This is a genomic window from Pseudomonas sp. HD57-3 (assembly GCF_056113135.1).
Genome location: NZ_CM148568.1, coordinates 1,380,376 through 1,404,564 on the forward strand (window position 1 = coordinate 1,380,376; position 24,189 = coordinate 1,404,564).

24 protein-coding genes are annotated in these 24,189 nt (G+C 60.7%); 15 read left to right on the forward strand and 9 right to left on the reverse strand.

Annotated elements, in window-relative coordinates; genetic code table 11:
- The first annotated feature begins 52 nt into the window (after window positions 1-52).
- The 3 genes from AC0R79_RS06105 to AC0R79_RS06115 are packed head-to-tail and all read left to right on the forward strand — an operon-like array spanning window position 53 to window position 3,118.
- Window positions 53-1,234 carry an amino acid ABC transporter permease gene (locus AC0R79_RS06105; RefSeq protein ID WP_127796991.1) on the forward strand — a complete coding sequence of 394 codons (1,182 nt, stop codon included), beginning with the start codon at window positions 53-55 and terminating at the stop codon, window positions 1,232-1,234.
- 10 nt (window positions 1,235-1,244) lie between these two features.
- Window positions 1,245-2,342, forward strand: a complete 1,098-nt coding sequence (locus AC0R79_RS06110) for an amino acid ABC transporter permease (RefSeq protein WP_007957335.1) — start codon at window positions 1,245-1,247, stop codon at window positions 2,340-2,342.
- Window positions 2,343-2,353: 11 nt separating this feature from the next.
- Entirely contained in the window at window positions 2,354-3,118 is a 765-nt protein-coding gene (locus AC0R79_RS06115) for an amino acid ABC transporter ATP-binding protein (protein ID WP_007957337.1), read from the forward strand.
- Window positions 3,119-3,170: 52 nt separating this feature from the next.
- Here AC0R79_RS06115 and AC0R79_RS06120 read toward each other — a convergent pair whose 3' ends face one another.
- Both AC0R79_RS06120 and AC0R79_RS06125 read right to left on the reverse strand, forming a co-directional pair.
- Window positions 3,171-3,656 (reverse strand): type II TA system antitoxin MqsA family protein, encoded by a 486-nt coding sequence (locus AC0R79_RS06120; RefSeq protein ID WP_127796992.1) that lies wholly within the window; start codon window positions 3,654-3,656, stop codon window positions 3,171-3,173.
- A complete protein-coding gene (locus tag AC0R79_RS06125; RefSeq protein ID WP_201819108.1) occupies window positions 3,653-3,964 on the reverse strand; it encodes a type II toxin-antitoxin system MqsR family toxin in 312 nt (103 codons plus the stop codon). The genes AC0R79_RS06120 and AC0R79_RS06125 overlap by 4 nt, the downstream gene beginning before the upstream one ends.
- 166 nt (window positions 3,965-4,130) lie before the next feature.
- Here AC0R79_RS06125 and AC0R79_RS06130 point away from each other — a divergent pair, with 166 nt between their 5' ends.
- The 5 genes from AC0R79_RS06130 to AC0R79_RS06150 all read left to right on the forward strand — a co-directional run bounded on the left by AC0R79_RS06130 (window position 4,131) and on the right by AC0R79_RS06150 (window position 8,212).
- Complete coding sequence (locus tag AC0R79_RS06130) at window positions 4,131-4,790, forward strand: FadR/GntR family transcriptional regulator (RefSeq protein WP_007957343.1); 660 nt, start codon at window positions 4,131-4,133, stop codon at window positions 4,788-4,790.
- On the forward strand, window positions 4,780-6,084 hold the full coding sequence (locus AC0R79_RS06135; RefSeq protein WP_007957345.1) for a CynX/NimT family MFS transporter: 1,305 nt from the start codon (window positions 4,780-4,782) through the stop codon (window positions 6,082-6,084). Before AC0R79_RS06130 ends, AC0R79_RS06135 begins: the two co-directional genes overlap by 11 nt.
- A gap of 100 nt (window positions 6,085-6,184) precedes the next feature.
- Window positions 6,185-6,658, forward strand: a complete 474-nt coding sequence (locus tag AC0R79_RS06140) for a nuclear transport factor 2 family protein (protein ID WP_085608154.1) — start codon at window positions 6,185-6,187, stop codon at window positions 6,656-6,658.
- Between the two features lie 39 nt (window positions 6,659-6,697).
- Window positions 6,698-7,000: a GIY-YIG nuclease family protein gene (locus tag AC0R79_RS06145; protein WP_064593561.1), complete on the forward strand. Its 303-nt coding sequence runs from the start codon at window positions 6,698-6,700 to the stop codon at window positions 6,998-7,000.
- A 276-nt stretch (window positions 7,001-7,276) separates the two neighbouring features.
- On the forward strand, window positions 7,277-8,212 hold the full coding sequence (locus AC0R79_RS06150) for a glutathione S-transferase family protein (RefSeq protein ID WP_474733692.1): 936 nt from the start codon (window positions 7,277-7,279) through the stop codon (window positions 8,210-8,212).
- Between the two features lie 31 nt (window positions 8,213-8,243).
- On the opposite strand, the gene AC0R79_RS06155 is transcribed toward AC0R79_RS06150, so the two are convergent.
- Window positions 8,244-8,594 (reverse strand): glutaredoxin family protein, encoded by a 351-nt coding sequence (locus AC0R79_RS06155; protein ID WP_474733695.1) that lies wholly within the window; start codon window positions 8,592-8,594, stop codon window positions 8,244-8,246.
- On the reverse strand, window positions 8,594-9,598 hold the full coding sequence (gene yejK / locus AC0R79_RS06160; RefSeq protein ID WP_007957356.1) for a nucleoid-associated protein YejK: 1,005 nt from the start codon (window positions 9,596-9,598) through the stop codon (window positions 8,594-8,596). Before yejK ends, AC0R79_RS06155 begins: the two co-directional genes overlap by 1 nt.
- A 396-nt stretch (window positions 9,599-9,994) precedes the next feature.
- Here yejK and AC0R79_RS06165 point away from each other — a divergent pair, with 396 nt between their 5' ends.
- Entirely contained in the window at window positions 9,995-10,276 is a 282-nt protein-coding gene (locus tag AC0R79_RS06165) for an HU family DNA-binding protein (protein ID WP_007957357.1), read from the forward strand.
- 123 nt (window positions 10,277-10,399) lie between these two features.
- Here the strand turns inward: AC0R79_RS06165 and rlmF are convergent, their stop codons facing one another.
- From rlmF to AC0R79_RS06190, 5 genes are all read right to left on the reverse strand, one after another.
- Window positions 10,400-11,422, reverse strand: coding sequence for a 23S rRNA (adenine(1618)-N(6))-methyltransferase RlmF (gene rlmF / locus AC0R79_RS06170; protein WP_011332580.1), 1,023 nt, complete (start codon window positions 11,420-11,422; stop codon window positions 10,400-10,402).
- 133 nt (window positions 11,423-11,555) lie between these two features.
- The gene (locus AC0R79_RS06175) at window positions 11,556-14,402 is read right to left on the reverse strand and encodes a valine--tRNA ligase (protein ID WP_127796998.1); all 2,847 of its coding nucleotides are present in this window, start codon (window positions 14,400-14,402) and stop codon (window positions 11,556-11,558) included.
- Window positions 14,403-14,601: 199 nt separating this feature from the next.
- On the reverse strand, window positions 14,602-14,994 hold the full coding sequence (locus tag AC0R79_RS06180) for a DNA polymerase III subunit chi (RefSeq protein ID WP_474733699.1): 393 nt from the start codon (window positions 14,992-14,994) through the stop codon (window positions 14,602-14,604).
- Window positions 14,995-15,002: 8 nt separating this feature from the next.
- On the reverse strand, window positions 15,003-15,431 hold the full coding sequence (locus tag AC0R79_RS06185) for a DNA polymerase III subunit chi (RefSeq protein WP_474733702.1): 429 nt from the start codon (window positions 15,429-15,431) through the stop codon (window positions 15,003-15,005).
- A gap of 60 nt (window positions 15,432-15,491) precedes the next feature.
- On the reverse strand, window positions 15,492-16,982 hold the full coding sequence (locus AC0R79_RS06190) for a leucyl aminopeptidase (RefSeq protein WP_474733703.1): 1,491 nt from the start codon (window positions 16,980-16,982) through the stop codon (window positions 15,492-15,494).
- A 308-nt stretch (window positions 16,983-17,290) separates the two neighbouring features.
- On the opposite strand from AC0R79_RS06190, the gene lptF reads away from it, so the two are divergent.
- The 6 genes from lptF (at window position 17,291) to era (ending at window position 24,066) form a co-directional block, all read left to right on the forward strand.
- The gene (gene lptF, locus AC0R79_RS06195) at window positions 17,291-18,412 is read left to right on the forward strand and encodes an LPS export ABC transporter permease LptF (RefSeq protein ID WP_007957364.1); all 1,122 of its coding nucleotides are present in this window, start codon (window positions 17,291-17,293) and stop codon (window positions 18,410-18,412) included.
- Entirely contained in the window at window positions 18,405-19,466 is a 1,062-nt protein-coding gene (gene lptG, locus AC0R79_RS06200; RefSeq protein WP_007957365.1) for an LPS export ABC transporter permease LptG, read from the forward strand. The genes lptF and lptG overlap by 8 nt, the downstream gene beginning before the upstream one ends.
- A gap of 172 nt (window positions 19,467-19,638) precedes the next feature.
- Window positions 19,639-21,435: a translation elongation factor 4 gene (gene lepA / locus AC0R79_RS06205; RefSeq protein ID WP_085608162.1), complete on the forward strand. Its 1,797-nt coding sequence runs from the start codon at window positions 19,639-19,641 to the stop codon at window positions 21,433-21,435.
- 9 nt (window positions 21,436-21,444) lie between these two features.
- The gene (gene lepB / locus AC0R79_RS06210) at window positions 21,445-22,299 is read left to right on the forward strand and encodes a signal peptidase I (protein ID WP_007957367.1); all 855 of its coding nucleotides are present in this window, start codon (window positions 21,445-21,447) and stop codon (window positions 22,297-22,299) included.
- Window positions 22,300-22,481: 182 nt separating this feature from the next.
- Window positions 22,482-23,171 (forward strand): ribonuclease III, encoded by a 690-nt coding sequence (gene rnc / locus AC0R79_RS06215; protein ID WP_011332589.1) that lies wholly within the window; start codon window positions 22,482-22,484, stop codon window positions 23,169-23,171.
- Window positions 23,164-24,066 (forward strand): GTPase Era, encoded by a 903-nt coding sequence (gene era / locus AC0R79_RS06220; RefSeq protein ID WP_039769512.1) that lies wholly within the window; start codon window positions 23,164-23,166, stop codon window positions 24,064-24,066. The genes rnc and era overlap by 8 nt, the downstream gene beginning before the upstream one ends.
- The last annotated feature ends 123 nt before the right edge of the window (window positions 24,067-24,189 follow it).

Sequence of the window (24,189 nt, forward strand, 5' to 3'; positions counted from 1 at the left end):
CGGCAGGCCAACTGCCGGGTGACGTTCTGTTCCATTATTTCCGGGGCACTTCATGCAAAATTCAATCGGCGCACCAAAGCAGAGGCTCAGCCTCAGCGATCCACGAGTGCGTGCGTGGGTATTTCAGATCATCACCATCGTGGCGGTGGTCTCCCTGGGCTGGTATCTGTTCGATAACACCCAGACCAACCTGCAACACCGGGGTATCACTTCGGGGTTCGACTTTCTCGAGCGCAGTGCCGGGTTCGGCATCGCTCAACACCTGATCTCCTACACCGAAGCGGACAGTTATGCCCGGGTGTTTGTCATCGGCCTGCTCAACACGCTGCTGGTGACTTTCATCGGTGTGATCCTGGCCACGATCCTCGGCTTCATCGTCGGCGTGGCGCGCCTGTCGAAGAACTGGATCATCGCCAAACTGGCAACGGTGTACGTGGAGGTTTTCCGTAACATTCCGCCACTGCTGCAGATCCTGTTCTGGTACTTCGCGGTGTTCCTGACCATGCCGGGGCCGCGCAACAGCCACAACTTCGGCGATACCTTCTTCGTCAGCAGCCGTGGCCTGAACATGCCGGCTGCGTTGATGGCCGACGGTTTCTGGGCATTCGTGGTCAGCATCGTGGTGGCCATCGTCGCCATCGTGCTGATGAGCCGTTGGGCCAACAAGCGCTTTGAAGCCACTGGCGAGCCGTTCCACAAGTTCTGGGCCGGTCTGGCGCTGTTCCTGGTGATTCCGGCGGTGTGCGCGCTGATCTTCGGTGCGCCCGTGCACTGGGAAATGCCGAAGCTGCAAGGCTTCAACTTCGTCGGTGGCTGGGTGCTGATTCCGGAACTGCTGGCCTTGACCCTGGCGCTGACGGTGTACACCGCGGCGTTCATCGCCGAGATCGTGCGTTCGGGCATCAAGTCGGTCAGCCACGGCCAGACCGAGGCGGCGCATTCGCTCGGCCTGCGCAACGGCCCGACCCTGCGCAAGGTGATCATTCCGCAAGCGCTGCGGGTCATCATCCCGCCGCTGACCAGCCAATACCTGAACCTGGCGAAGAACTCCTCGCTGGCGGCCGGTATCGGTTATCCGGAAATGGTTTCGCTGTTCGCCGGCACCGTGCTGAACCAGACCGGTCAGGCGATCGAAGTCATTGCCATCACCATGAGCGTGTACCTGGCGATCAGCATCAGCATTTCCCTGCTGATGAACTGGTACAACAAGCGCATCGCGCTGATCGAGCGGTAAGGAATAGCGCATGAGTACTCATACTTTCAAACCCGACATGCCACCGCCGGCCAAGGTCTTCGGCCCGATGGCGTGGATCCGCGCGAACATGTTCTCCAGCTGGCTCAACACCCTGCTGACCCTGTTCGCGTTCTATCTGATCTACCTGGTGATTCCGCCGATCCTCAGCTGGGCGATCATCGATGCCAACTGGGTCGGCACCACCCGCGCCGACTGCACCAAGGACGGCGCCTGCTGGGTCTTCATCCAGCAGCGTTTCGGCCAGTTCATGTACGGCTACTACCCGCCGGAACTGCGCTGGCGCGTGGACCTGACCGTGTGGCTGGCGGTCATCGGCGTGGCACCGCTGTTCATCAAGCGCGTGGCGCACAAGGCGGTGTACGGCCTGAGCTTCCTGGTGGTCTACCCGATCGTTGCCTGGTGCCTGCTGCATGGCGGCGTCTTCGGCCTCGACACCGTGGCGACCAGCCAGTGGGGCGGTCTGATGCTGACCCTGGTGATCGCCACTGTCGGCATCGCCGGTGCGTTGCCGCTGGGGATTGTCCTGGCGCTGGGTCGACGCTCGAACATGCCGGCGATCCGTGTGGTCTGTGTGACCTTCATCGAGTTCTGGCGCGGCGTGCCGTTGATCACGGTGCTGTTCATGTCCTCGGTGATGCTGCCGCTGTTCCTGCCTGAAGGCATGAACTTCGACAAGCTGCTGCGGGCGCTGATCGGCGTGATCCTGTTCCAGTCGGCGTACGTCGCCGAGGTGGTGCGCGGCGGTCTGCAAGCGATCCCCAAGGGCCAGTACGAAGCCGCGGCCGCGATGGGCCTCGGTTACTGGCGCGCCATGGGCCTGGTGATTCTGCCGCAAGCCCTGAAGCTGGTGATTCCCGGCATCGTCAACACCTTCATCGCGCTGTTCAAGGACACCAGCCTTGTGATCATCATCGGCCTCTTTGACCTGCTCAACAGCGTCAAGCAAGCCGCTGCCGATCCGAAATGGCTGGGCATGGCCACCGAAGGCTACGTGTTCGCCGCCCTGGTGTTCTGGATTTTCTGTTTTGGTATGTCGCGCTATTCCATGCACCTGGAACGCAAGCTCGACACTGGCCACAAGCGTTAGGAGTTTTTTCGATGAGCGAAGCAATCAAAAAGCCAGTGGGCCCTGAAGGCATCATTCAGATGCAGGGCGTGAACAAGTGGTACGGCCAGTTCCACGTGCTGAAAGACATCAACCTCAACGTGCGTCAGGGCGAGCGTATCGTGCTGTGCGGCCCGTCGGGTTCCGGCAAGTCCACCACCATCCGCTGCCTCAACCGTCTGGAAGAGCACCAGCAGGGCCGTATCGTGGTCGATGGCGTGGAGCTGACCAACGACCTCAAGCAGATCGAAGCGATCCGCCGTGAAGTCGGCATGGTGTTCCAGCACTTCAACCTGTTCCCGCACCTGACCATCCTGCAGAACTGCACCCTGGCGCCGATGTGGGTGCGCAAGATGCCCAAGCGCAAGGCCGAGGAAATCGCCATGCATTACCTGGAACGCGTACGCATTCCGGAGCAGGCGCACAAGTACCCGGGGCAACTTTCCGGCGGCCAGCAGCAGCGTGTGGCGATCGCCCGCGCGTTGTGCATGAAACCGAAAATCATGCTGTTCGACGAACCGACCTCGGCACTCGACCCGGAGATGGTGAAAGAAGTACTCGACACCATGATCGGCCTGGCCGAAGACGGCATGACCATGCTCTGCGTGACGCACGAAATGGGCTTCGCCCGCACCGTGGCCAACCGCGTGATCTTCATGGACAAAGGCGAAATCGTTGAACAGGCGGCACCGAACGACTTCTTCGACAATCCACAGAATGATCGTACGAAGCTGTTCCTGAGTCAGATCCTGCATTGAGATCTGATGAATAAAATAAACCCGGCCTTGTGCCGGGTTTGTTTTTTGTGGGTCAGGAGGCGGTGAGGGCTTCTTGTTCTTTGTGCTCGGTGAACTTGAAAGCCCCTCTCAAATCAGCCCCTTCGGCCAGGTTTCTCGCGTCGGCAAGCAAGTGTGGATAGCGATCCAGCAAACGCATGAGCAGCATCAATGCTTTCGGCGGAAGTACCTCGCCGCGTTCGTATCGTGAAAATGCGTTGTGACCGCCTCCAGAAAGCAATTGCACCGTTTCCTTTTGCGTCAGATGCAGTTTGCGGCGGATCCTTTTCATTTCGTTACCTATCATTTTTCTACAGGCGAGAACGAGTTCATCGCATGCATCCGAATAGCGCTGCCCGCACTCGTCATCCAATTCGACCTCGCCGCACTTCTGGCACTCCCAGCCCGACAAGTCGTCGATGCGACGCTCCATTCCCTTGGCGCTCAAGGTTTCGCCTCTACCTTTGAAATGCACCATGCCTTCCGGGGCGCCGCAACTGAAACACTGCTGCGTGTTCATGAATTGTTCTCCTTGAAGGAGATCACGGGTGGGCGCCTGTCGTAGTGATAGGACACCTTGATGTAAATCTCCAAACCATGTGATTGGATGTGATAGACGTCTTGCCAGATACGATGGTCGTCATAAGTCGTCATCGATTTGTACAACATGCCGCGCTGCAGTCTGAGAACGATTTCCTGCATTTCTGCGAGACTCAGTTCAAGTGCTGTCCCAGTCTTTCTCGCCGTGTGCGTGAATGCTTTCCAACCGAGTCGCCTAACATCCGCCTTGATCACCGCCAAGTCGTAATGGGGTGTGTTCTTTTCCATAAGAAACCAAAAAACTGTCCCTGAAATTACCCTTAAAGGGTAATTTTGACTAATCGAAAATCCCGCTCCATTTGCCCCTCTCTGACCCCAAGTGGTTGCCGTCCTACACGGAGCTGACTAACATGTCAGAAAATTCATCCCATGATTGGATGAAAGGGCGAATCCTATGTCAGACATTTCTCCACTCATTAAGCGATCCCTGGTCGATCAGGCCCTGGATCAATTGCGCCAGCGCATCACCGACGGCACGTGGCAGGTCGGGCAGCGTTTGCCGACCGAGCCCGAGTTGTGTGCCGAGCTCGGCATCAGCCGCAACACCGTGCGCGAGGCGATGCGGGTGCTGGCGTTTTCCGGATTGATCGAGATCCGCCAGGGTGACGGCAGTTACCTGCGGGCGGTGGTCGATCCGATGGACACGCTCAAGGCGCTGTCCAAGTGCTCGCTGGATCAGGCCCGGGAAACCCGGCACATCCTTGAAGTCGAGGCCATCGGCCTGGCGGCGTTGCGCCGGACCGATGAAGACCTCGTCGCGTTGCGCGAGGCGCTGGGTGTCGCCGGCAGCCACTATCACGGCGACCTCGACAGCTACATCCGTTGCGACCTGGTGTTTCACCGCCGTCTGGTGGACGCCGCGCACAACCCGACCCTCAGCGAGCTGTATCGCTATTTTTCCAGCATCGTCGGCGCGCAATTGCGTCAGACCCTGAACATCGTCCCCCGTCGACAGGAAGTCTTCGATTTGCACGTCGCCTTGCTTGAGGCCGTCGAGCAGCGCGATCCGGAGCGGGCCAAAGCCCTGTCGAGGCAGTTGATCAATGAACCTTGAAACCGAGAAAACCATGTCCCGCCCAGAAGTCTCCACAGCACCCGTTCGCAAGGCCGAGCTCGAAGAGTTGTTGATCGATGCCGAAGCCGATGACGAGCAGGTGCAGCAAAGCCATCCGCTGGTACGGCGCCCGTGGCTGTTGCTACTGGGGCTGATTCTGGTGGCGTTGAACTTGCGCCCGGCGCTGTCGAGCATGGCGCCGCTGCTCAGTGATGTGTCGAAAAGCCTTGGTTTGTCAGCTGCTCAGGCAGGTTTGCTGACGACGTTGCCGGTGCTCTGCCTCGGTCTGTTCGCTCCGCTGGCCCCGATACTCGCGCGGCGTTTCGGTGCCGAGCGGGTGGTCTTGGGGATTCTTCTGACACTGGCCGGCGGCATCATCCTGCGCAGCAACTTCGGTGAAATCGGTCTGTTCGCCGGCAGCGTGCTGGGCGGCGCGAGCATCGGCATCATCGGTGTGTTGCTGCCGGGCATCGTCAAGCGTGACTTCGCCAAGCATGCCGGCACCATGACCGGCGTCTACACCATGGCGCTGTGCCTGGGCGCGGCGATGGCAGCGGGCTCCAGCGTGCCGTTGAGCGAGCACTTCGATCACAGCTGGGCCATGGGCCTGGGTTTCTGGGTGATTCCGGCGCTGGTGGCGGCAGTGTTCTGGCTGCCGCAAATCGGCCAGAAGCACGGCGCGCACAATGTCGCGTATCGAGTGCGCGGTCTGCTGCGTGATCCGCTGGCCTGGCAGGTGACCTTGTACATGGGCCTGCAATCGTCGCTGGCTTACATCGTGTTCGGCTGGTTGCCGTCGATCCTTATCGGTCGCGGGCTGACGCCGACCCAGGCCGGCCTGGTGCTGTCCGGTTCGGTAATCATCCAGCTCGCCAGCTCCCTGGCGGCACCGTGGCTGGCCACGCGCGGCAAGGATCAGCGGCTGGCGATCGTGGTGGTGATGGCGCTGACCCTCGGCGGCCTGTTCGGTTGCCTCTACGCGCCGATCGAAGGCCTGTGGGGCTGGGCGATCCTGCTGGGCCTGGGGCAGGGCGGTACGTTCAGCCTGGCGCTGACCCTGATCGTGCTTCGCTCGCGGGATTCCCATGTCGCGGCGAACCTGTCGAGCATGTCCCAGGGCTTCGGCTACACCCTCGCGTCCATGGGGCCGTTCGCGGTCGGCGTAGTGCATGACTGGACCGGTGGCTGGAACGCCGTGGGCTGGATCTTCGGCATCGTCGGTGCCGGGGCAATCCTCGCCGGCCTCGGTGCTGGACGTGCGTTGTACGTGCAGGTGGCAAGCGAAAAGGTCTGATACGCACACACTGTCGGTATTCGGAATGCGAATGCCGATAGTGTTTCGGGCGTTTGCGGATTATCGTGCTGGCAATCTGTACCTTTCCTGGAGATTGCCCATGAGTGAAGAAGCCCACAGCGCCCTGATCACCCGTTTCTACCAGGCTTTCCAGCGCCTCGACGCCGAGGCCATGGCCGCCTGCTACACCGACGACGTGGTGTTCAGCGACCCGGCCTTCGGCGAACTGCGCGGCCGCGATGCCGGCGACATGTGGCGCATGCTCACCACTCGCGCCAAGGACTTCTCCCTGACTTTCGACAACGTTCGCGCCGACGAGCGCAGCGGCGGCGCCCACTGGGTAGCGACGTACCTGTTCAGCCAGACCGGCAACATCGTGATCAACGACATCCAGGCACGTTTCGTCTTCCGTGACGGCAAGATCTGCGAACACCACGATCACTTCGACCTGTGGCGCTGGTCGCGGCAGGCGCTGGGCTTCAAGGGCCTGCTCCTTGGCTGGACGCCGCTGGTGCGCAACGCCGTCCGCGCCCAGGCGCTGAAAGGGCTGAAGGCATTTCAGGCGAGTCGCTGATAAGATCGCGGCCTGTTTTCCTTACGCCTGAATTGTCCCGTGACCAGCCTCAGCGAAAATCCTCTCGATGCCGACGTTCCAGTGAGCAAGTCCTGGTTCGTCTACCTCGTACGCGCCGCCAACGGTTCGCTGTACTGCGGGATCAGCGATGATCCCGTGCGCCGCTTCGCCAAGCATCAGAGTGGCAAAGGGGCGCGATTCTTTCTCTCAAGCCCGGCGATGGCGCTGGTCTACACCGAGCGTTGTCGCGACAAGGGTGATGCGTTGCGTCAGGAGCGGTTGATCAAGAAGCTCAGGAAGAGTGCGAAGGAATGTCTGGTGGCGTCTTATCGGCCTGATTGATCGGGGGCAGGCGGTAGAAGTCCCTGCATGTCGAAGGCGCTGCCTCAGGCAAACGACAGGCGAAAAAAAACCGCCTTTGCGGGGCGGTTTATTCTGTAAACGCCGGTTTGCGGCCGGGTTTACTGCATCTCAATGGACACACTAGCGTGGACGAAGATTATTCGGCTTTGCGCCCATTATCAACCTGACTGATCAGTTCCCATCAGCCGGATCCGTAGGCTGCGAACGAATTGCGCGCTAAGCTGCTGGCTCACTTTCTGTGCGGCGGAGCCGAGCATGTCCGAGTTGATTCTGCATCATTACCCGACCTCTCCATTCGCCGAAAAGGCCCGGTTGCTGTTGGGTTTCAAGGGCTTGTCCTGGCGCTCGGTGCACATCTCGCCGGTGATGCCTAAACCGGATCTGACCGCCCTGACCGGTGGCTATCGCAAGACTCCGGTGCTGCAGATCGGTGCCGACATCTATTGCGACACCGCGCTGATCGCCCGTCGCCTCGAGCAGGAAAAAGCCCAGCCTTCGTTTTTCCCGGAAGGTCAGGAAATGATCGCCGCCAGTTTCGCCGCCTGGGCCGATTCGGTGGTGTTCCAGCACGCGGTGAGCCTGGTGTTCCAGCCGGAATCGGTGGCAGTGCGTTTCGGCAAGTTGCCGCCGGAAGCGATCAAGGCGTTCCTCGCAGATCGGGCCGGACTGTTCAGCGGTGGCAGCGCGACCAGGCTGTCAGCCGAGCAGGCCAAGCACAATTGGCCGACCCTCATGGCGCGTCTGGAGCAACAGCTGCAGCGTGAAGACGGTGACTTCCTGTTCGGTGAACCGTCGATTGCCGACTTCGCCATGGCCCATCCGCTGTGGTTCCTCAAGGCCACGCACGTGACGGCGCCTTTGGTAGATGCTTATCCGGCGGTGTCGGCGTGGCTGGGGCGTGTGCTCGGTTTTGGCCATGGCGCGGCCAGCGAGATGAGTTCGGAGGAAGCACTGGAGATCGCGCGCGGTTCGACCCCAGCGGCGTTGCCGGACGAGGAATTCACTGATCCGAATGGGTTCGTGGCAGGTCAGCAGGTGCTGATCGCAGCGACAGACTACGGCGTTGATCCGGTTGCAGGTGAGTTGGTGTTTGCCGGTCGCGAGGAGCTGATCCTGCGCCGTGAAGACGAACGTGGCGGGTTGGTGCATGTGCACTTCCCGCGTTTCGGTTTCCGAATCGAGAAACGCTGAAACAACTGAGGGAGCCGATTGGCTCCCTCGTTCATTTCAGTGCAGCGAGAATCTCGTCCGGATCAAACCCGCGAATCAACGTGCCATTGACGTCGATCAGCGGAATCCCGCGACCGCCCAGCGCTTCGTACGCCTTGCGTGCTTCGGCATCCTTCTCGATATCGAATTCCTTGAACGGAATGCCTTTCTGATCGAGAAAGCGCTTGGTCTGCTTGCAGTAGCCGCACCAGTCCGTGACGTACAGCACGACCTTGGCGTTGGCGCGGACCTGCTCGGACGCCATCTGCGACGGGTTGAACACCCGCTCGATCTTGCCCCAGTTCTGATAGACCACGACCACCAGCAGAACCAGCAGAACCTTTTTCAGCACATTGCCGAGCATCAGTTGCGACGCTTCAACTGATCGGTGAGCGAGGTCGGCAGGCCTTTGATGACCAGCGTCCCGGCTTCTTCGTCGTATTCGATCTTCGAGCCCAGCAGGTGCGCTTCGAAGCTGATCGACAGGCCTTCGGCGCGACCGGTGAAGCGGCGGAACTGGTTGAGCGTGCGTTTATCCGCCGGAATCTCCGGCGACAGGCCGTAGTCCTTGTTGCGGATGTGATCGTAGAAGGCCTTCGGACGTTCTTCGTCGATCAGCTCAGACAGTTCTTCCAGGCCCATGGGCTCGCCGAGCTTGGCCTGGCTGCTGGCGTAGTCGACCAGGGTCTTGGTCTTCTCGCGGGCGGAATCTTCCGGCAGGTCTTCGCTCTCGACGAAGTCGCTGAAGGCCTTGAGCAGGGTGCGGGTCTCGCCCGGGCCGTCGACCCCTTCCTGGCAGCCGATGAAGTCGCGGAAGTACTCCGAGACCTTCTTGCCGTTCTTGCCTTTGATGAACGAGATGTACTGCTTGGACTGCTTGTTGTTCTGCCACTCGGAAACGTTGATCCGCGCCGCCAGGTGCAGTTGACCGAGGTCGAGGTGGCGCGACGGCGTCACGTCCAGTTGATCGGTCACCGCCACGCCTTCGCTGTGGTGCAGCAGGGCGATGGCCAGGTAATCGGTCATGCCTTGCTGATAGTGGGCGAACAACACGTGGCCGCCGACCGACAGGTTCGATTCTTCCATCAGTTTCTGCAGGTGCTCGACCGCGACCTTGCTGAACGCGGTGAAGTCCTTGCCGCCTTCCATGTATTCCTTCAGCCAGCCGCTGAACGGGAACGCGCCGGACTCCGGATGGAACAACCCCCAGGCTTTGCCCTGTTTGGCGTTATAGCTCTCGTTGAGATCGGCGAGCATGTTCTCGATGGCTGCGGACTCAGCCAGTTCGGAGTCACGGGCGTGCAGGACTGCGGGTGTGCCGTCGGGTTTTTTGTCGATCAAATGGACGATGCAATGACGGATCGGCATAGGCTTCTCGGCTGGTGGAAGGGAGGAGGGCGGGCTCCCCCGAAAAAGCGCCCAGTGTACCGCAACCACTGGATTTGGCGCGGGGTGAAGGGCAAATCCGGGTCACCCGACGGCCCTTATGCATTTATTTACCGATTTAGCGCAATAAACCTGACCATTTGGCTAGCTAGAGGCGGATATTTCCTTGTCTCTGTGCTAGTTTTGCCCGGTCTTGTGCGAAGTCACCGCGACAAGCATGCATTCAGCTTTTGTCAGGTCGAACCAAACCTTGATTTCGGCATCTATAACCCCGACTCGTCGTGGTTATCGCCGAGGGTGCCAGATCCAGAAGATCGGGCTCGATGGCTGACACTGCACTCTGCAATCCATATGAATTTGATAGGGAAGGAACACTACATGGCTCTTACTAAAGACCAACTGATCGCCGACATCGCTGAAGCTATCGACGCGCCGAAAACCACCGCGCGTGCCGCTCTGGACCAACTGGGCCAAATCGTTGCCGATCAGCTGGAAAACGGTGCCGAAATCACTTTGCCAGGTATCGGCAAGCTGAAAGTGACCGAGCGTCCTGCCCGCACTGGCCGTAACCCATCGACTGGCGCTGCCATCGAAATCCCTGCCAAGAAAGTGATCAAGCTGGTTGTGGCCAAAGGCCTGACCGACGCTGTGAACAAGTAAGACGCAGCGATAAAAAAAACCGTGCACCGGAGTGATCCGGGCACGGTTTTTTTGTGCCTGCTGTTTGTGTTTCAGCAGTAGCGGCGGCTGCTTGCGATCAAGCGCCGCCCCGGTTGAAGTGTATTACTTGCGAACCCAGCGTTCGCGCCGCCAGATCTGCTGTTCGGACTTGGTCTGGAAGGTCCAGGCGACGAAGCGGCTCTGCTTCTGCCCCTGGGACATTTCCACCACCTGGCTTTCCAGTGCACCGGCCTTTTTCAGCGCGGTTTCGATGGCAGGCAGGTTCGAGGCTTTCGAGACCAGGGTGCTGAACCACAACACCTTGTGTGCAAAGTTCGCACTTTCGGCGATCAGTTGCGTCACGAAACGCGCTTCGCCGCCTTCACACCACAGTTCGGCCGATTGCCCGCCGAAATTCAGCACCGGAAGTTTGCGTTTCGGATCGGCCTTGCCGAGGGCTCGCCACTTACGCTCGCTGCCCTTGGTGGCTTCTTCCATCGACGCGTGGAACGGCGGGTTGCACATGGTCAGGTCAAAGCGCTCGCCAGGCTCCAGCAGGCCGATCAGGATGTGCTTGCGGTTCTCCTGCTGGCGCAGCTGGATGACCTTGTTCAGGTCGTTGGACTGGACGATGGCCCTGGCCGCGGCCACGGCGGTCGGATCGATCTCCGAGCCGAGGAAGTGCCAGCGATATTCGCTGTTGCCGATCAGCGGATACACGCAGTTGGCGCCCATGCCGATATCCAGCACATTGACGATGGCGCCGCGCGGAACCACACCGTCGTTGTTGCTGGCCAGCAGGTCAGCCAGGAAGTGGATGTAGTCGGCGCGGCCCGGCACCGGCGGGCACAGATAATCGGCCGGGATGTCCCAATGCTGGATGCCGTAGAACGATTTGAGCAGCGCCCGGTTGAACACACGCACCGCATCGGGACTGGCGAAGTCGATGCTTTCCTTGCCGTACGGGTTGGTGATCACGAACTTCGCCAGTTCCGGCGTGGTCTTGATCAGCGCCGGGAAGTCGTAACGACCCTGATGGCGGTTGCGCGGGTGCAGGCTGGCTTCTTTACGCGGTTCCACGGGCTTGGCCGGGGTGGCGGAGTCAGGCTTCTTGCGCGCAGGTTTCGGTGTACGTGGGGCGTTCATGGGCGTGGTCGATTCGGGTAGGGCTGAAAGTGGCGGCCATTGTCCCACAGGGAGCCGAGTTGTTGGCCGGAAAAGTGCCGGGCACAAAAAAGGGAGGCCGTTGCGGGCCTCCCTTTTTCAGTGCGATTTGCCGTTACAGGCTGGCAATCCGCGCGTGCTGCTCGGCCAGCTTGGCCAGAGCCTGTTCGGCTTCGGCCAGTTTGGCGCGTTCCTTCTCGATGACTTCGGCCGGGGCCTTGTCAACGAAACCGGCGTTGGACAGCTTGCCGCCAACCCGCTGGACTTCGCCCTGCAGACGCAGGATTTCCTTGTCCAGACGCGCCAGCTCGGCGTTCTTGTCGATCAGGCCGGCCATCGGCACCAGCACTTCCATCTCGCCAACCAGCGCGGTGGCGGACAGCGGTGCTTCTTCGCCGGCGGCCAGTACGGTGATCGATTCCAGACGCGCCAGCTTCTTCAGCAGTGCTTCGTTCTCGGTCAGGCGGCGCTGGTCTTCAGCGGTGACGTTTTTCAGGTAGATCGGCAGCGGTTTGCCCGGGCCGATGTTCATTTCGCCACGGATGTTGCGCGTGCCGAGCATCAGGCCCTTGAGCCATTCGATGTCGTCTTCGGCCGCCGGATCGATGCGCTCTTCGTTGGCCACCGGCCACGCTTGCAGCATGATCGTCTTGCCCTGAATGCCGGCCAGCGGCGCGATGCGCTGCCAGATTTCTTCAGTGATGAACGGCATGAACGGATGCGCCAGACGCAGCGCCACTTCCAGTACGCGAACCAGTGTGCGGCGAGTGCCGCGCTGGCGCTCGACCGGCGCGTTTTCGTCCCACAGCACAGGCTTGGACAGTTCCAGGTACCAGTCGCAGTACTGGTTCCAGATGAACTCGTACAGCGCTTGCGCCGCCAGGTCGAAACGGAACTGATCCAGTTGACGGGTCACTTCGGCTTCGGTGCGTTGCAGTTGCGAGATGATCCAGCGATCCGCCAGCGACAGCTCGTAGGCTTCGCCGTTCTGGCCGCAGTCTTCGCCCTTGTCCAGAACATAACGCGCGGCGTTCCAGATCTTGTTGCAGAAGTTGCGATAGCCTTCGACGCGGCCCATGTCGAACTTGATGTCGCGACCGGTGGACGCCAGCGAGCAGAAGGTGAAGCGCAGGGCGTCGGTGCCGTAGCTGGCGATGCCGTCGGCGAACTCGTCGCGGGTCTGCTTCTCGATCTTCTTCGCCAGTTTCGGCTGCATCAGACCGGAAGTGCGTTTCTGCACCAGGGTTTCGAGCTCGATACCGTCGATGATGTCCAGCGGGTCCAGGACGTTGCCCTTGGACTTGGACATCTTCTGGCCCTGACCATCACGTACCAGACCGTGCACATAAACGGTCTTGAACGGAACCTGCGGCGTGCCGTCCTCGTTCTTGATCAGGTGCATGGTCAGCATGATCATCCGGGCGACCCAGAAGAAAATGATGTCGAAGCCCGTCACCAGCACGTCGGTGGAATGGAATTTCTTCAGGAACTCGGTCTTTTCCGGCCAGCCCAGGGTGGAGAACGTCCACAGGCCCGAACTGAACCAGGTGTCGAGAACGTCGTTGTCCTGTTGCAGCGCAACGTCCGGACCGAGGTTGTGCTTGGCGCGCACTTCGGCTTCGTCGCGGCCGACGTAGACTTTGCCCGACTCGTCGTACCAGGCCGGAATCCGGTGGCCCCACCACAGCTGACGGCTGATGCACCAGTCCTGGATGTCGCGCATCCACGAGAAGTACATGTTTTCGTACTGCTTCGGCACGAACTGGATGCGGCCGTCTTCAACGGCAGCAATCGCAGGCTCGGCCAGCGGCTTGGTGGACACGTACCACTGGTCGGTCAGCCACGGCTCGATGACGGTGCCGGAGCGGTCGCCTTTCGGCACTTTCAGGTTGTGATCGTCGACGCTGACCAGCAGGCCGGCGGCGTCGAACGCAGCCACGATCTGCTTGCGCGCTTCGAAACGCTCGAGACCGGCGTACTCGGCCGGAATCTTGCCGTCGATGCTGTCGTTCAGCGTGCCGTCGAGGTTGAACACCTGCGCTGCCGGCAGCACGTTGGCGTTCTTGTCGAAGATGTTCAGCAGCGGCAGGTTGTGGCGCTTGCCGACTTCGTAGTCGTTGAAATCGTGGGCCGGGGTGATTTTCACGCAGCCGGTGCCGAATTCAGGATCGCAGTAATCGTCGGCGATGATCGGGATGCGGCGGCCGACCAGCGGCAGCTCGACAAACTTGCCGATCAGGGCTTTGTAGCGCTCGTCGTTCGGGTTCACCGCGACGGCGGAGTCGCCGAGCATGGTTTCCGGACGGGTGGTCGCGACGATCAGGAAATTGTTGCCTTCAGCGGTTTTCGCGCCGTCGGCCAGCGGGTACTTCAGGTTCCACAGGAAACCTTTCTCGTCGTGGTTTTCCACTTCGAGGTCGGAAATCGCCGTGTGCAGCTTGGTGTCCCAGTTGACCAGACGCTTGCCGCGATAGATCAGACCGTCTTCGTGCAGGCGCACGAAGGCTTCTTTAACGGCTTCCGAGAGGCCGTCATCCATGGTGAAGCGCTCGCGGCTCCAGTCCACGGACGAGCCGAGACGACGGATCTGACGGCTGATGTTGCCGCCGGACTGATCCTTCCACTCCCAGACTTTCTCGAGGAATTTTTCGCGGCCCAGATCGTGGCGGTTCTGGCCCTGGGCTTCGAGTTGACGCTCCACCAGCATCTGCGTGGCGATACCGGCGTGGTCGGTGCCCGGCTGCCACAGGGTGTTGCGACCCTGCATGCGGCGGAAACGGATCAGGGCATCCATGATCGCGTTGTTGAAACCGTGACCCATGTGCAGGCTGCCGGTGACGTTCGGCGGCGGGATCATGATGGTGTAGGAGTCGCCCGCGCCTTGCGGGGCGAAGTAGTTCTCGGACTCCCAGGTGTTGTACCAGGAAGTTTCAATGGCGTGCGGCTGGTAGGTCTTATCCATGCGCGGCGGGACCCTATTGGCATTTATTCAGGAAAAGCCGGGAAGTATAGCGGGGCATGGGGCGCAGGGCGAGCGGGGCGGGCCGGGTGGAGACTTAAATGTGGGAGCTGGCCTGCCAGCGATGCAGGCGCCGCGGTTTTTCAGGAAAGGCGCGGTGATGCTATCGCTGGCAGGCCAGCTCCCACAGGAGATCGGGGAATTATTCGTACTGGCCGAGAAGCCGTTCCATCCGCGCCTCGAGGCGACGTTTGATTTCGGTTTCGATGTGCGGCGCGAAATCGTCGATCACGTCTTGCATGATCAGTTGCGCGGCGGCACGCAGTTCGCTGTCCAGGTGCAGCAGGGCGTCGGGGCCTTTATCCACAGGCACAGCGGCAGGCTGCGCGGCTGGCGTCGGCGCGGGTGCAGCTTCGACGGCTTGCGGTGCGTTGTCGACCGAATCGAACAACATCGGAATCTGTTCCTGTTCGCCATCATCGACCGTGTCGGTCAGCAGTGGCGGTTGCAGGTTGTCATCGCCGAGCAACTGGCGGATCGACTCGAGGTCATCCAGCAGGTGCGCGGGTTTTTGCAGCGGTTTTGGAGTGTCCATCGGCGTACTCAGAGTCGCTGTAAACGGTGGTCTTGCAGAGGATAGCCCTGTTCGCGGTAGAAACGGAAACTCTCCCGCGCCGCAGTGCGGATCGCCGGATCTTCCACCACCACCTCCGCCACCCGGGCGAATTGGTTGGCGAAAACCGGGACTTTCAGGTCGAGGTTGACCAGCAAGTCTGTGTGCTGGCCACAGTCCTCGCCCAGTCCCAACACGATCAGTCCTTCCGGTTCGCTTTCAGCTGGGCCGTGAGGCACGAAGGTTTCGCCCTTGAACGCCCACAGTCGCGCATCGAGATCATCACGCTGGGCGGCATCGCTGCAATGCAGATAGATGCTATGGCCCATGCGCCAGGCTTTATCGGTGAGCTTGCAGGCAAAGTCCAGGCGAGCCGAAGGATCGGCGCTGGGCAGAATATAAAAGTCGACTTTGGTCATTGCGGTTCCTGAGCTGCGAGAGGCGCCCCTCAAGAGAGGCGCCGCTCCCAGTCATCGGTTTCAGGCTTTGGCGCGGTCCAGCAGGTACTGGGTCAGCAGCGGAACCGGACGGCCGGTGGCGCCCTTGTCCTTGCCGCCGCTGGTCCAGGCGGTGCCCGCGATGTCCAGGTGCGCCCAGTTCAGGTTTTTGGTGAAGCGCGACAGGAAGCAGGCAGCGGTGATGGTGCCGGCTTTCGGACCGCCGATGTTGGCGATGTCGGCGAACGGGCTGTCCAGTTGTTCCTGGTACTCATCGAACAGCGGCAGTTGCCAGGCGCGGTCGTCGGCAGCCTTGCCGGCGCTCAGCAGTTGCTCGATCAACTCGTCGTTGTTGCCCAGCAGGCCCGAAGTGTGGGCGCCCAGAGCAACGACGCAGGCACCGGTCAGGGTGGCGATGTCGATCACCGCTTGCGGCTTGAAGCGCTCGGAGTAGGTCAGGGCATCGCACAGCACCAGACGGCCTTCGGCGTCGGTGTTGAGGATTTCCACGGTCTGGCCGCTCATGGTGGTAACGATGTCGCCCGGACGCGAAGCGTTGCCGCTCGGCATGTTCTCGGCGCAAGCCAGGATGCACACCAGGTTGATCGGCAGTTTCAGTTCCAGCACGGCGCGCAAGGTGCCGAACACGCTGGCGGCGCCACCCATGTCGTACTTCATCTCGTCCATGCCGGCGCCCGGCTTCAGGCTGATGCCGCCGGTGTCGAAAGTGATGCCTTTACCAACCAGTGCGTACGGCTTTTCGGATTTCTTGCCGCCGTTGTATTGCATGACGATCAGGCGCGGCGGTTGGGCGCTGCCTTGGCCGACGGCGTAGAACGAACCCATGCCCAGGGATTTGATCTTCTTCTCGTCGAGGACTTCGACTTTCAGATCCTTGAACTCTTTGCCGAGGTTCTTGGCTTGCTCGCCGAGGAAAGTCGGGTGGCAGATGTTCGGCGGCAGGTTGCCCAGGTTACGGGTGAACGCCATGCCGTTGGCGATCGCGGTCGCGTGGTTCACGGCGCGTTGCACTTCGGCCTGAGCGGCCTTGATGGTCAGCAGGGTGATTTTCTTCAGGGCGCGCGGTTCGGCTTTCTGGCTCTTGAACTGATCGAAGGTGTATTCGCCGTCGACCAGAGTTTCGGCCAGCAGGCGGGTCTTGCCGTAGCTGTCGCGGTTCTTGACGATGATTTCATCGAGTGCCAGCACGGCGTCGCTGCCGCCCAGGCCTTTGAGGGTGTTGAGGATGCCGGCGACGATCTTGCGGAAAGGACGGTCGCCCAGTTCTTCATCCTTGCCCACGCCGACCAGCAGCACGCGTTCGGCTTTCAGGTTCGGCAGGCTGTGCAGCAACAGGCTCTGGCCGACCTTGCCGGCCAGATCGCCACGCTTGAGCACGGCGTTGATGGCGCCGCCGCTCAGTTCGTCGACCTGTTTGGCGGCAACACCGAGTTTGCGGCCTTCGCCGACGGCAACCACCAGGGTGGCGGTTTTCAACGTTTCTGGGCTAACGCTTTTTACAACCAGTTCCATGTCCGGATCCCTGAATGAATGGTCAACACGCGGGCGTTCGACGGTGTCCGCCGTCGCCTGCTTATAGAGAGAAGAGGCGCAGGCCAGTGCCTGCGACAGAGGCGGCAGTTTGAACCTCGCTCACCGCGCCTGACAACCCTCGGTTGTACGATCTTCAACGGATTGCATGCTTGCGTGAGTGTGCGCAGTGACAGGCGCCCTCAATCACAGGATAATGCCGCATCTTTTTTCGACGGCTCTGCCTTGCGGGCCCGTCGATACGTTTGCTTGTTTGGCCGCCTTAGCCTGACAACCCTGGAGTGTCTGGTTTGATCGTCTTCCGTTATCTGTCCCGCGAAGTCCTGTTGACCCTGAGTGCGGTAAGCGCCGTGCTGCTGGTCATCATCATGAGCGGTCGCTTCATCAAATACCTTGCCCAGGCCGCCGCGGGCCAGCTCGATCCGGGATCGCTGTTCCTGATCATGGGCTTCCGTCTGCCAGGCTTCCTGCAACTGATCCTGCCGCTGGGCCTGTTTCTCGGGATCCTGCTGGCGTACGGCCGGTTGTACCTGGAAAGCGAGATGACCGTGCTCTCGGCCACCGGCATGAGCCAGCAGCGTCTGTTTCGCATGACCCTGTTCCCGGCCACTCTGGTGGCACTGGTGGTGGCGTGGCTGAGCCTGAGCCTGGCCCCGCAAGGCGCCAACCAGTTCCAGCTGCTGCTGAACAAGCAGGACGCCCTGACCGAATTCGACACCCTCGAGCCCGGCCGCTTCCAGGCCCTGCGCGACGGTACGCGGGTGACCTACACCGAAACCCTGAGCGACGATCGGGTCAACCTTGGCAGCGTGTTCATCTCGCAGAAGAACCTCGGCGCCAACCAGAAAGATCGCGGGATTTCCGTGCTGGTGGCGGAAAAGGGCCGTCAGGAAGTGCGTCCCGACGGCAACCGCTACCTGATCCTCGACAACGGCTACCGCTACGACGGCAGCCCGGGTCAGGCCAACTATCGCGCCATCCACTACGAAACCTACGGCGTGCTGCTGCCCAAGCCGGATGTCAGCGAGGAAGTTACCGACCGTGACGCCATGCCGACCTCGTCTCTGGTGGGGAGCGACGACATTCGCTCGAAAACCGAACTGCAATGGCGCCTCTCGCTGCCGTTGCTGGTATTCATCGTGACCCTGATGGCGGTGCCGCTGTCGCGGGTCAACCCGCGTCAGGGGCGTTTCCTCAAGCTGCTGCCGGCGATTCTTCTTTATATGGCTTACCTGACCATCCTGATTGCCGCCCGCGGTGCCCTCGAGAAAGGCAAGATTCCACCGGCGCTCGGTTTGTGGTGGGTGCACGCGATCTTCCTGGTCATCGGTCTCGGCCTGTTGTACTGGGAACCTCTGCGCCTGAAGCTGGCCAGCCGTCGCAGCGCAGCGCTGGAGGTGGCCCGTGGTTAAACTCGACCGCTACATCGGCAGCAGCGTGTTCATGGCGATCATCGCGGTGCTGGCGATCATTCTCGGCCTGGCAACCTTGTTTGCGTTCATCGACGAGATGGGCGACGTCAGTGATACCTACACCTTGGTCGATGTTCTGAGTTTCGTGCTCTTGACCGCGCCACGCCGCATGTACGACATGCTGCCGATGGCGGCGCTGATCGGCTGCCTGATCGGCCTCGGCAGTCTGGCGAGCAGCAGTGAGCTGACCGTCATGCGCGCTGCCGGTGTGTCCATCGGGCGCATCGTCTGGGCGGTGATGAAGCCGATGCTGGTGCTGATGCTGGCCGGCGTGCTGATCGGCGAGTACGTGGCACCGGCCACCGAAAGCATGGCCCAGGCCAATCGTTCGCTGGCGCAAGGCAGCGGCGACGCGCAAAGCGCCAAGCACGGCATGTGGCACCGTCAGGGCGAGGAGTTCATTCACATCAACTCCGTGCAGCCCAACGGTCGCCTGTATGGCGTGACCCGTTATCACTTCGACAAAGAGCGTCATCTGCTGAGCTCGAGCTTCGCCAAGCGCGCCGAGTTCGACACCGATCACTGGCAGCTGACCGACGTGACCACCACCAAATTCCACGAGCGCAGCACTGAAGTGGTCAATACGCCGGTCGAGCGCTGGGATGTCTCGCTGAGCCCGCAATTGCTGAGCACCGTGGTGATGGCGCCGGAATCGCTGTCGATCACCGGTCTGTGGGGTTACATCCACTATCTGGCCGATCAGGGCCTGAGCAACGGTCGTTACTGGCTGGCATTTTGGGTCAAGGTGTTGCAGCCGTTGGTGACCGCCGCGCTGGTGCTGATGGCGATCTCCTTCATCTTCGGTCCGCTGCGTTCGGTGACCCTCGGTCAGCGGGTGTTCACCGGCGTGCTGGTGGGCTTCACCTTCCGCATCGTTCAGGATCTGCTGGGTCCATCCAGTCTGGTGTTCGGCTTCTCGCCACTGTTCGCGGTGCTGGTGCCGGCTGGCGTGTGTGCGCTGGCGGGTGTCTGGCTGTTGCGTCGAGCCGGTTGATGAACAAGGTTTCACCTACGCTTTAGCCTTGAAAACGCCTCGGTCGCCAGACCGGGGCGTTTTTGCATGCAATCCGGGTGACAGGCGAACGTGACGCTTGCGCCGTGTATCAGGTACAATTCCCGGCTATTTTTCGGCGGGCCAAGCCTGCAGCCTTTTTGAGTGTTGATCCGTGAGTGATTTGAGTCATATCCGCAATTTCTCCATCATCGCCCACATTGACCATGGCAAGTCGACGCTGGCTGACCGTTTCATCCAGATGTGCGGTGGCCTGGCCGAGCGTGAAATGGAAGCCCAGGTACTGGACTCCATGGATCTGGAGCGCGAACGCGGGATCACCATCAAGGCCCACAGCGTTACCCTCTATTACAAGGCCAAAGACGGCGTCACCTACCAGCTGAACTTCATTGACACCCCGGGCCACGTCGACTTCACCTACGAAGTCAGCCGTTCCCTGGCGGCCTGTGAAGGTGCGTTGCTGGTGGTTGATGCGGGGCAGGGCGTTGAAGCCCAATCCGTGGCCAACTGCTACACCGCCATCGAGCAGGGCCTCGAGGTCATGCCGGTCCTGAACAAGATCGACCTGCCACAGGCCGAGCCTGATCGCGTCAAGGACGAGATCGAGAAGATCATCGGCATCGACGCCACCGACGCCGTCACCTGCAGCGCCAAGACCGGCCTGGGTGTCGACGAAGTGCTCGAGCGTCTGGTCGCGACCATTCCTGCACCGACCGGCAACATCGAAGATCCGCTGCAAGCGTTGATCATCGACTCCTGGTTCGACAATTACCTGGGCGTTGTCTCCCTGGTGCGCGTGCGTCACGGCCGCGTGAAGAAGGGCGACAAGATCCTCGTCAAGTCCACCGGCAAGGTGCATCTGGTCGACAGCGTTGGTGTGTTCAACCCGAAACACACCGCCACCGCTGACCTGAAAGCCGGCGAAGTGGGCTTCATCATTGCCAGCATCAAGGACATTCACGGTGCGCCGGTCGGTGACACCCTGACCCTGAGCTCCACCCCGGACGTTCCGGTGCTGCCAGGTTTCAAACGCATCCAGCCGCAGGTTTACGCCGGTCTGTTCCCGGTCAGCTCCGACGACTTCGAGGACTTCCGCGAAGCGCTGCAGAAGCTGACCCTGAACGACTCGTCGCTGCAGTACACCCCGGAAAGCTCCGATGCACTGGGCTTCGGCTTCCGTTGCGGCTTCCTCGGCATGCTGCACATGGAGATCATCCAGGAGCGCCTGGAGCGCGAATACGACCTGGACCTGATCACCACGGCGCCGACGGTAATCTTCGAACTGGTGCTGAAAACCGGTGAAACGATTTACGTCGACAACCCGTCGAAGCTACCGGACGTGTCTGCAATCGAAGACATGCGCGAGCCGATCGTGCGCGCCAACATCCTGGTACCGCAGGAGCACCTGGGCAACGTCATCACCCTGTGCATCGAGAAACGCGGTGTGCAGGTCGACATGCTGTTCCTCGGCAATCAGGTGCAAGTGACCTACGACCTGCCGATGAACGAAGTGGTCCTGGACTTCTTCGATCGTCTGAAATCCACCAGCCGCGGCTATGCTTCGCTGGACTACCATTTCGATCGTTACCAATCGGCTAATCTGGTGAAACTGGACGTGCTGATCAACGGCGACAAGGTCGACGCTCTGGCGCTGATCGTGCACCGTGACAATTCGCACTTCAAAGGTCGCCAGTTGACCGAGAAGATGAAAGAACTGATTCCTCGTCAGATGTTCGACGTGGCCATCCAGGCTGCCATTGGCGGTCAGATCGTCGCCCGGACAACCGTCAAGGCACTCAGAAAGAACGTATTGGCCAAGTGCTACGGCGGCGACGTCAGCCGTAAGAAAAAACTGCTTGAGAAGCAGAAGGCCGGTAAGAAACGCATGAAACAGGTCGGCAACGTGGAAATTCCACAAGAAGCCTTCCTCGCCGTGCTCAGGTTGGAATAGTCAGGTCCTATGTCACTAAATTTCCCGCTGTTGCTGGTCATTGCCGTGTTCGTCTGCGGTCTGTTGGCGTTGCTCGATCTGTTGATCCTGGCACCGCGTCGGCGTGCCGCCATCGCCTCCTATCAGGGCAGCGTCAGCCAGCCTGATGGGGTGGTGGTCGAGAAGCTGAACAAGGAACCGCTGCTGGTCGAGTACGGCAAGTCGTTCTTCCCGGTGCTGTTCATCGTGCTGGTGCTGCGTTCGTTCCTGGTGGAACCGTTCCAGATTCCGTCCGGCTCGATGAAACCGACTCTGGACGTTGGCGACTTCATTTTGGTGAACAAGTTTTCCTACGGGATCCGTTTGCCGGTGATCGACAAGAAGATCATCGAAGTCGGTGACCCGCAGCGCGGCGATGTGATGGTTTTCCGCTACCCGAGCGACCCGAACGTCAACTACATCAAGCGTGTGGTCGGTCTGCCGGGCGACACCGTGCGGTACACCGCCGACAAGCGCCTGTTCGTCAATGGCGAGTCGATTGCCGAGCAACTGGTCGGCTCCGAGCCGGGCACCCTTGGCAGCGCGGAACTCTACAAGGAAAAACTCGGCGTCGCCGAGCACCTGATCCGCAAGGAAATGAGCCGCTACCGCGCCACGCCGGACCATACCTGGACCGTGCCGGCCGGGCACTACTTCATGATGGGCGACAACCGCGACAACTCGAACGACAGTCGCTACTGGGATGATCCGAACATTCCCAAGGATCTGCTGGGCATGGTTCCCGACCAGAACATCGTCGGCAAGGCCTTCGCGGTCTGGATGAGCTGGCCGGAACCGAAACTCAGCCACCTGCCGAACTTCTCGCGGGTCGGCCTGATCAAGTAAACAAACACGGCGCTGTTGACCACAGCGCCGAATGCATTTCTGGCGTCGGCACAACCGGCTCCGGGGCATGAAGCCACGATATTCAGGACGTCATTTTTGAACACAGCGTTAATTGTCCCAGGCCTGCGCCGTATCCCGGCGATGGCGGTGGAATCCAGCCACGAACTCAGCGTGGGTAAACCGTGAGCGTTTCTCTAAGCCGTCTCGAGCGTCAGCTCGGTTACACCTTCAAGGACCAGGAACTGATGGTCCTGGCCCTTACGCACCGCAGCTTTGCCGGACGCAACAACGAGCGTCTGGAATTCCTCGGCGATGCGATCCTCAACTTTGTTGCCGGCGAAGCCTTGTTCGACCGTTTCCCGCTGGCTCGCGAAGGCCAGTTGTCGCGTTTGCGCGCACGGCTGGTAAAAGGTGAGACGCTGGCGGTGCTGGCCCGCGGTTTCGATCTGGGCGATTACCTGCGTCTGGGTTCCGGCGAGTTGAAGAGTGGCGGTTTCCGTCGCGAATCGATTCTGGCCGACGCCCTTGAAGCGCTGATCGGTGCGATCTACCTCGACGCCGGCATGGAAGTCGCCCGCGAGCGCGTACTGGCCTGGCTGGCCGGCGAGTTCGAAGGTCTGACGCTGGTCGATACCAACAAGGATCCGAAGACCCGCCTGCAGGAATTCCTGCAATCGCGCGGCTGCGAACTGCCGCGTTATGAAGTGGTGGATATCCAGGGCGAGCCGCACTGCCGTACCTTCTTCGTCGAGTGCGAAGTTGTCCTATTGAATGAAAAAAGCCGGGGTCAGGGTGTGAGTCGTCGTATTGCCGAACAGGTAGCGGCCGCCGCAGCACTGATTGCCCTGGGTGTGGAGAATGGCAATGACTGATACAAACGCAACGCGCTGTGGCTATGTTGCCATCGTCGGCCGTCCCAACGTGGGCAAGTCCACGCTGCTGAACCACATCCTCGGCCAGAAGCTCGCGATCACCTCGCGCAAGCCGCAGACCACTCGCCACAACATGCTCGGGATCAAGACCGAGGGCGACGTGCAGGCGATCTACGTCGACACCCCTGGCATGCACAAGGGTGGCGAAAAGGCCCTGAACCGCTACATGAACAAGACCGCTTCGGCCGCGCTGAAAGACGTCGACGTGGTGATCTTCGTGGTCGATCGCACCAAGTGGACCGAAGAAGACCAGATGGTTCTGGAGCGCGTGCAGTACGTGACCGGCCCGCTGATCGTTGCGCTGAACAAGACCGACCGCATCGAAGACAAGGCCGAGCTGATGCCGCACCTGTCGTGGTTGCAGGAACAGCTGCCGAATGCGCAGATCATTCCGATCTCGGCGCAACACGGGCACAACCTCGATGCGCTGGAAAAAGTCATCGCCGATCATCTGCCGGAGAACGATCACTTCTTCCCGGAAGACCAGATCACCGACCGCAGCAGCCGCTTCCTCGCCGCCGAACTGGTGCGCGAGAAGATTATGCGCCAGCTCGGCGCCGAGCTGCCGTACCAGATCACCGTGGAAATCGAAGAGTTCAAGCAGCAGGGTGCGACGCTGCACATCCATGCGCTGATCCTCGTCGAGCGTGACGGCCAGAAGAAAATCATCATTGGCGACAAGGGCGAGCGCATCAAGCGCATTGGCACCGAGGCGCGCAAGGACATGGAGCTGCTGTTCGACTCCAAGATCATGCTCAACCTGTGGGTCAAGGTTAAGGGCGGCTGGTCCGACGACGAGCGCGCGCTGCGTTCGCTGGGTTACGGCGACCTGTAACATCGGTTTTCTGCTACACCAGAGAACCCCCTGTGGGAGCGGGCTTGCTCGCGAATGCGCCGGATCAGTCGACATATACTTTGACTGACTCACCGCTTTCGCGAGCGAGCTCGCTCCCACATT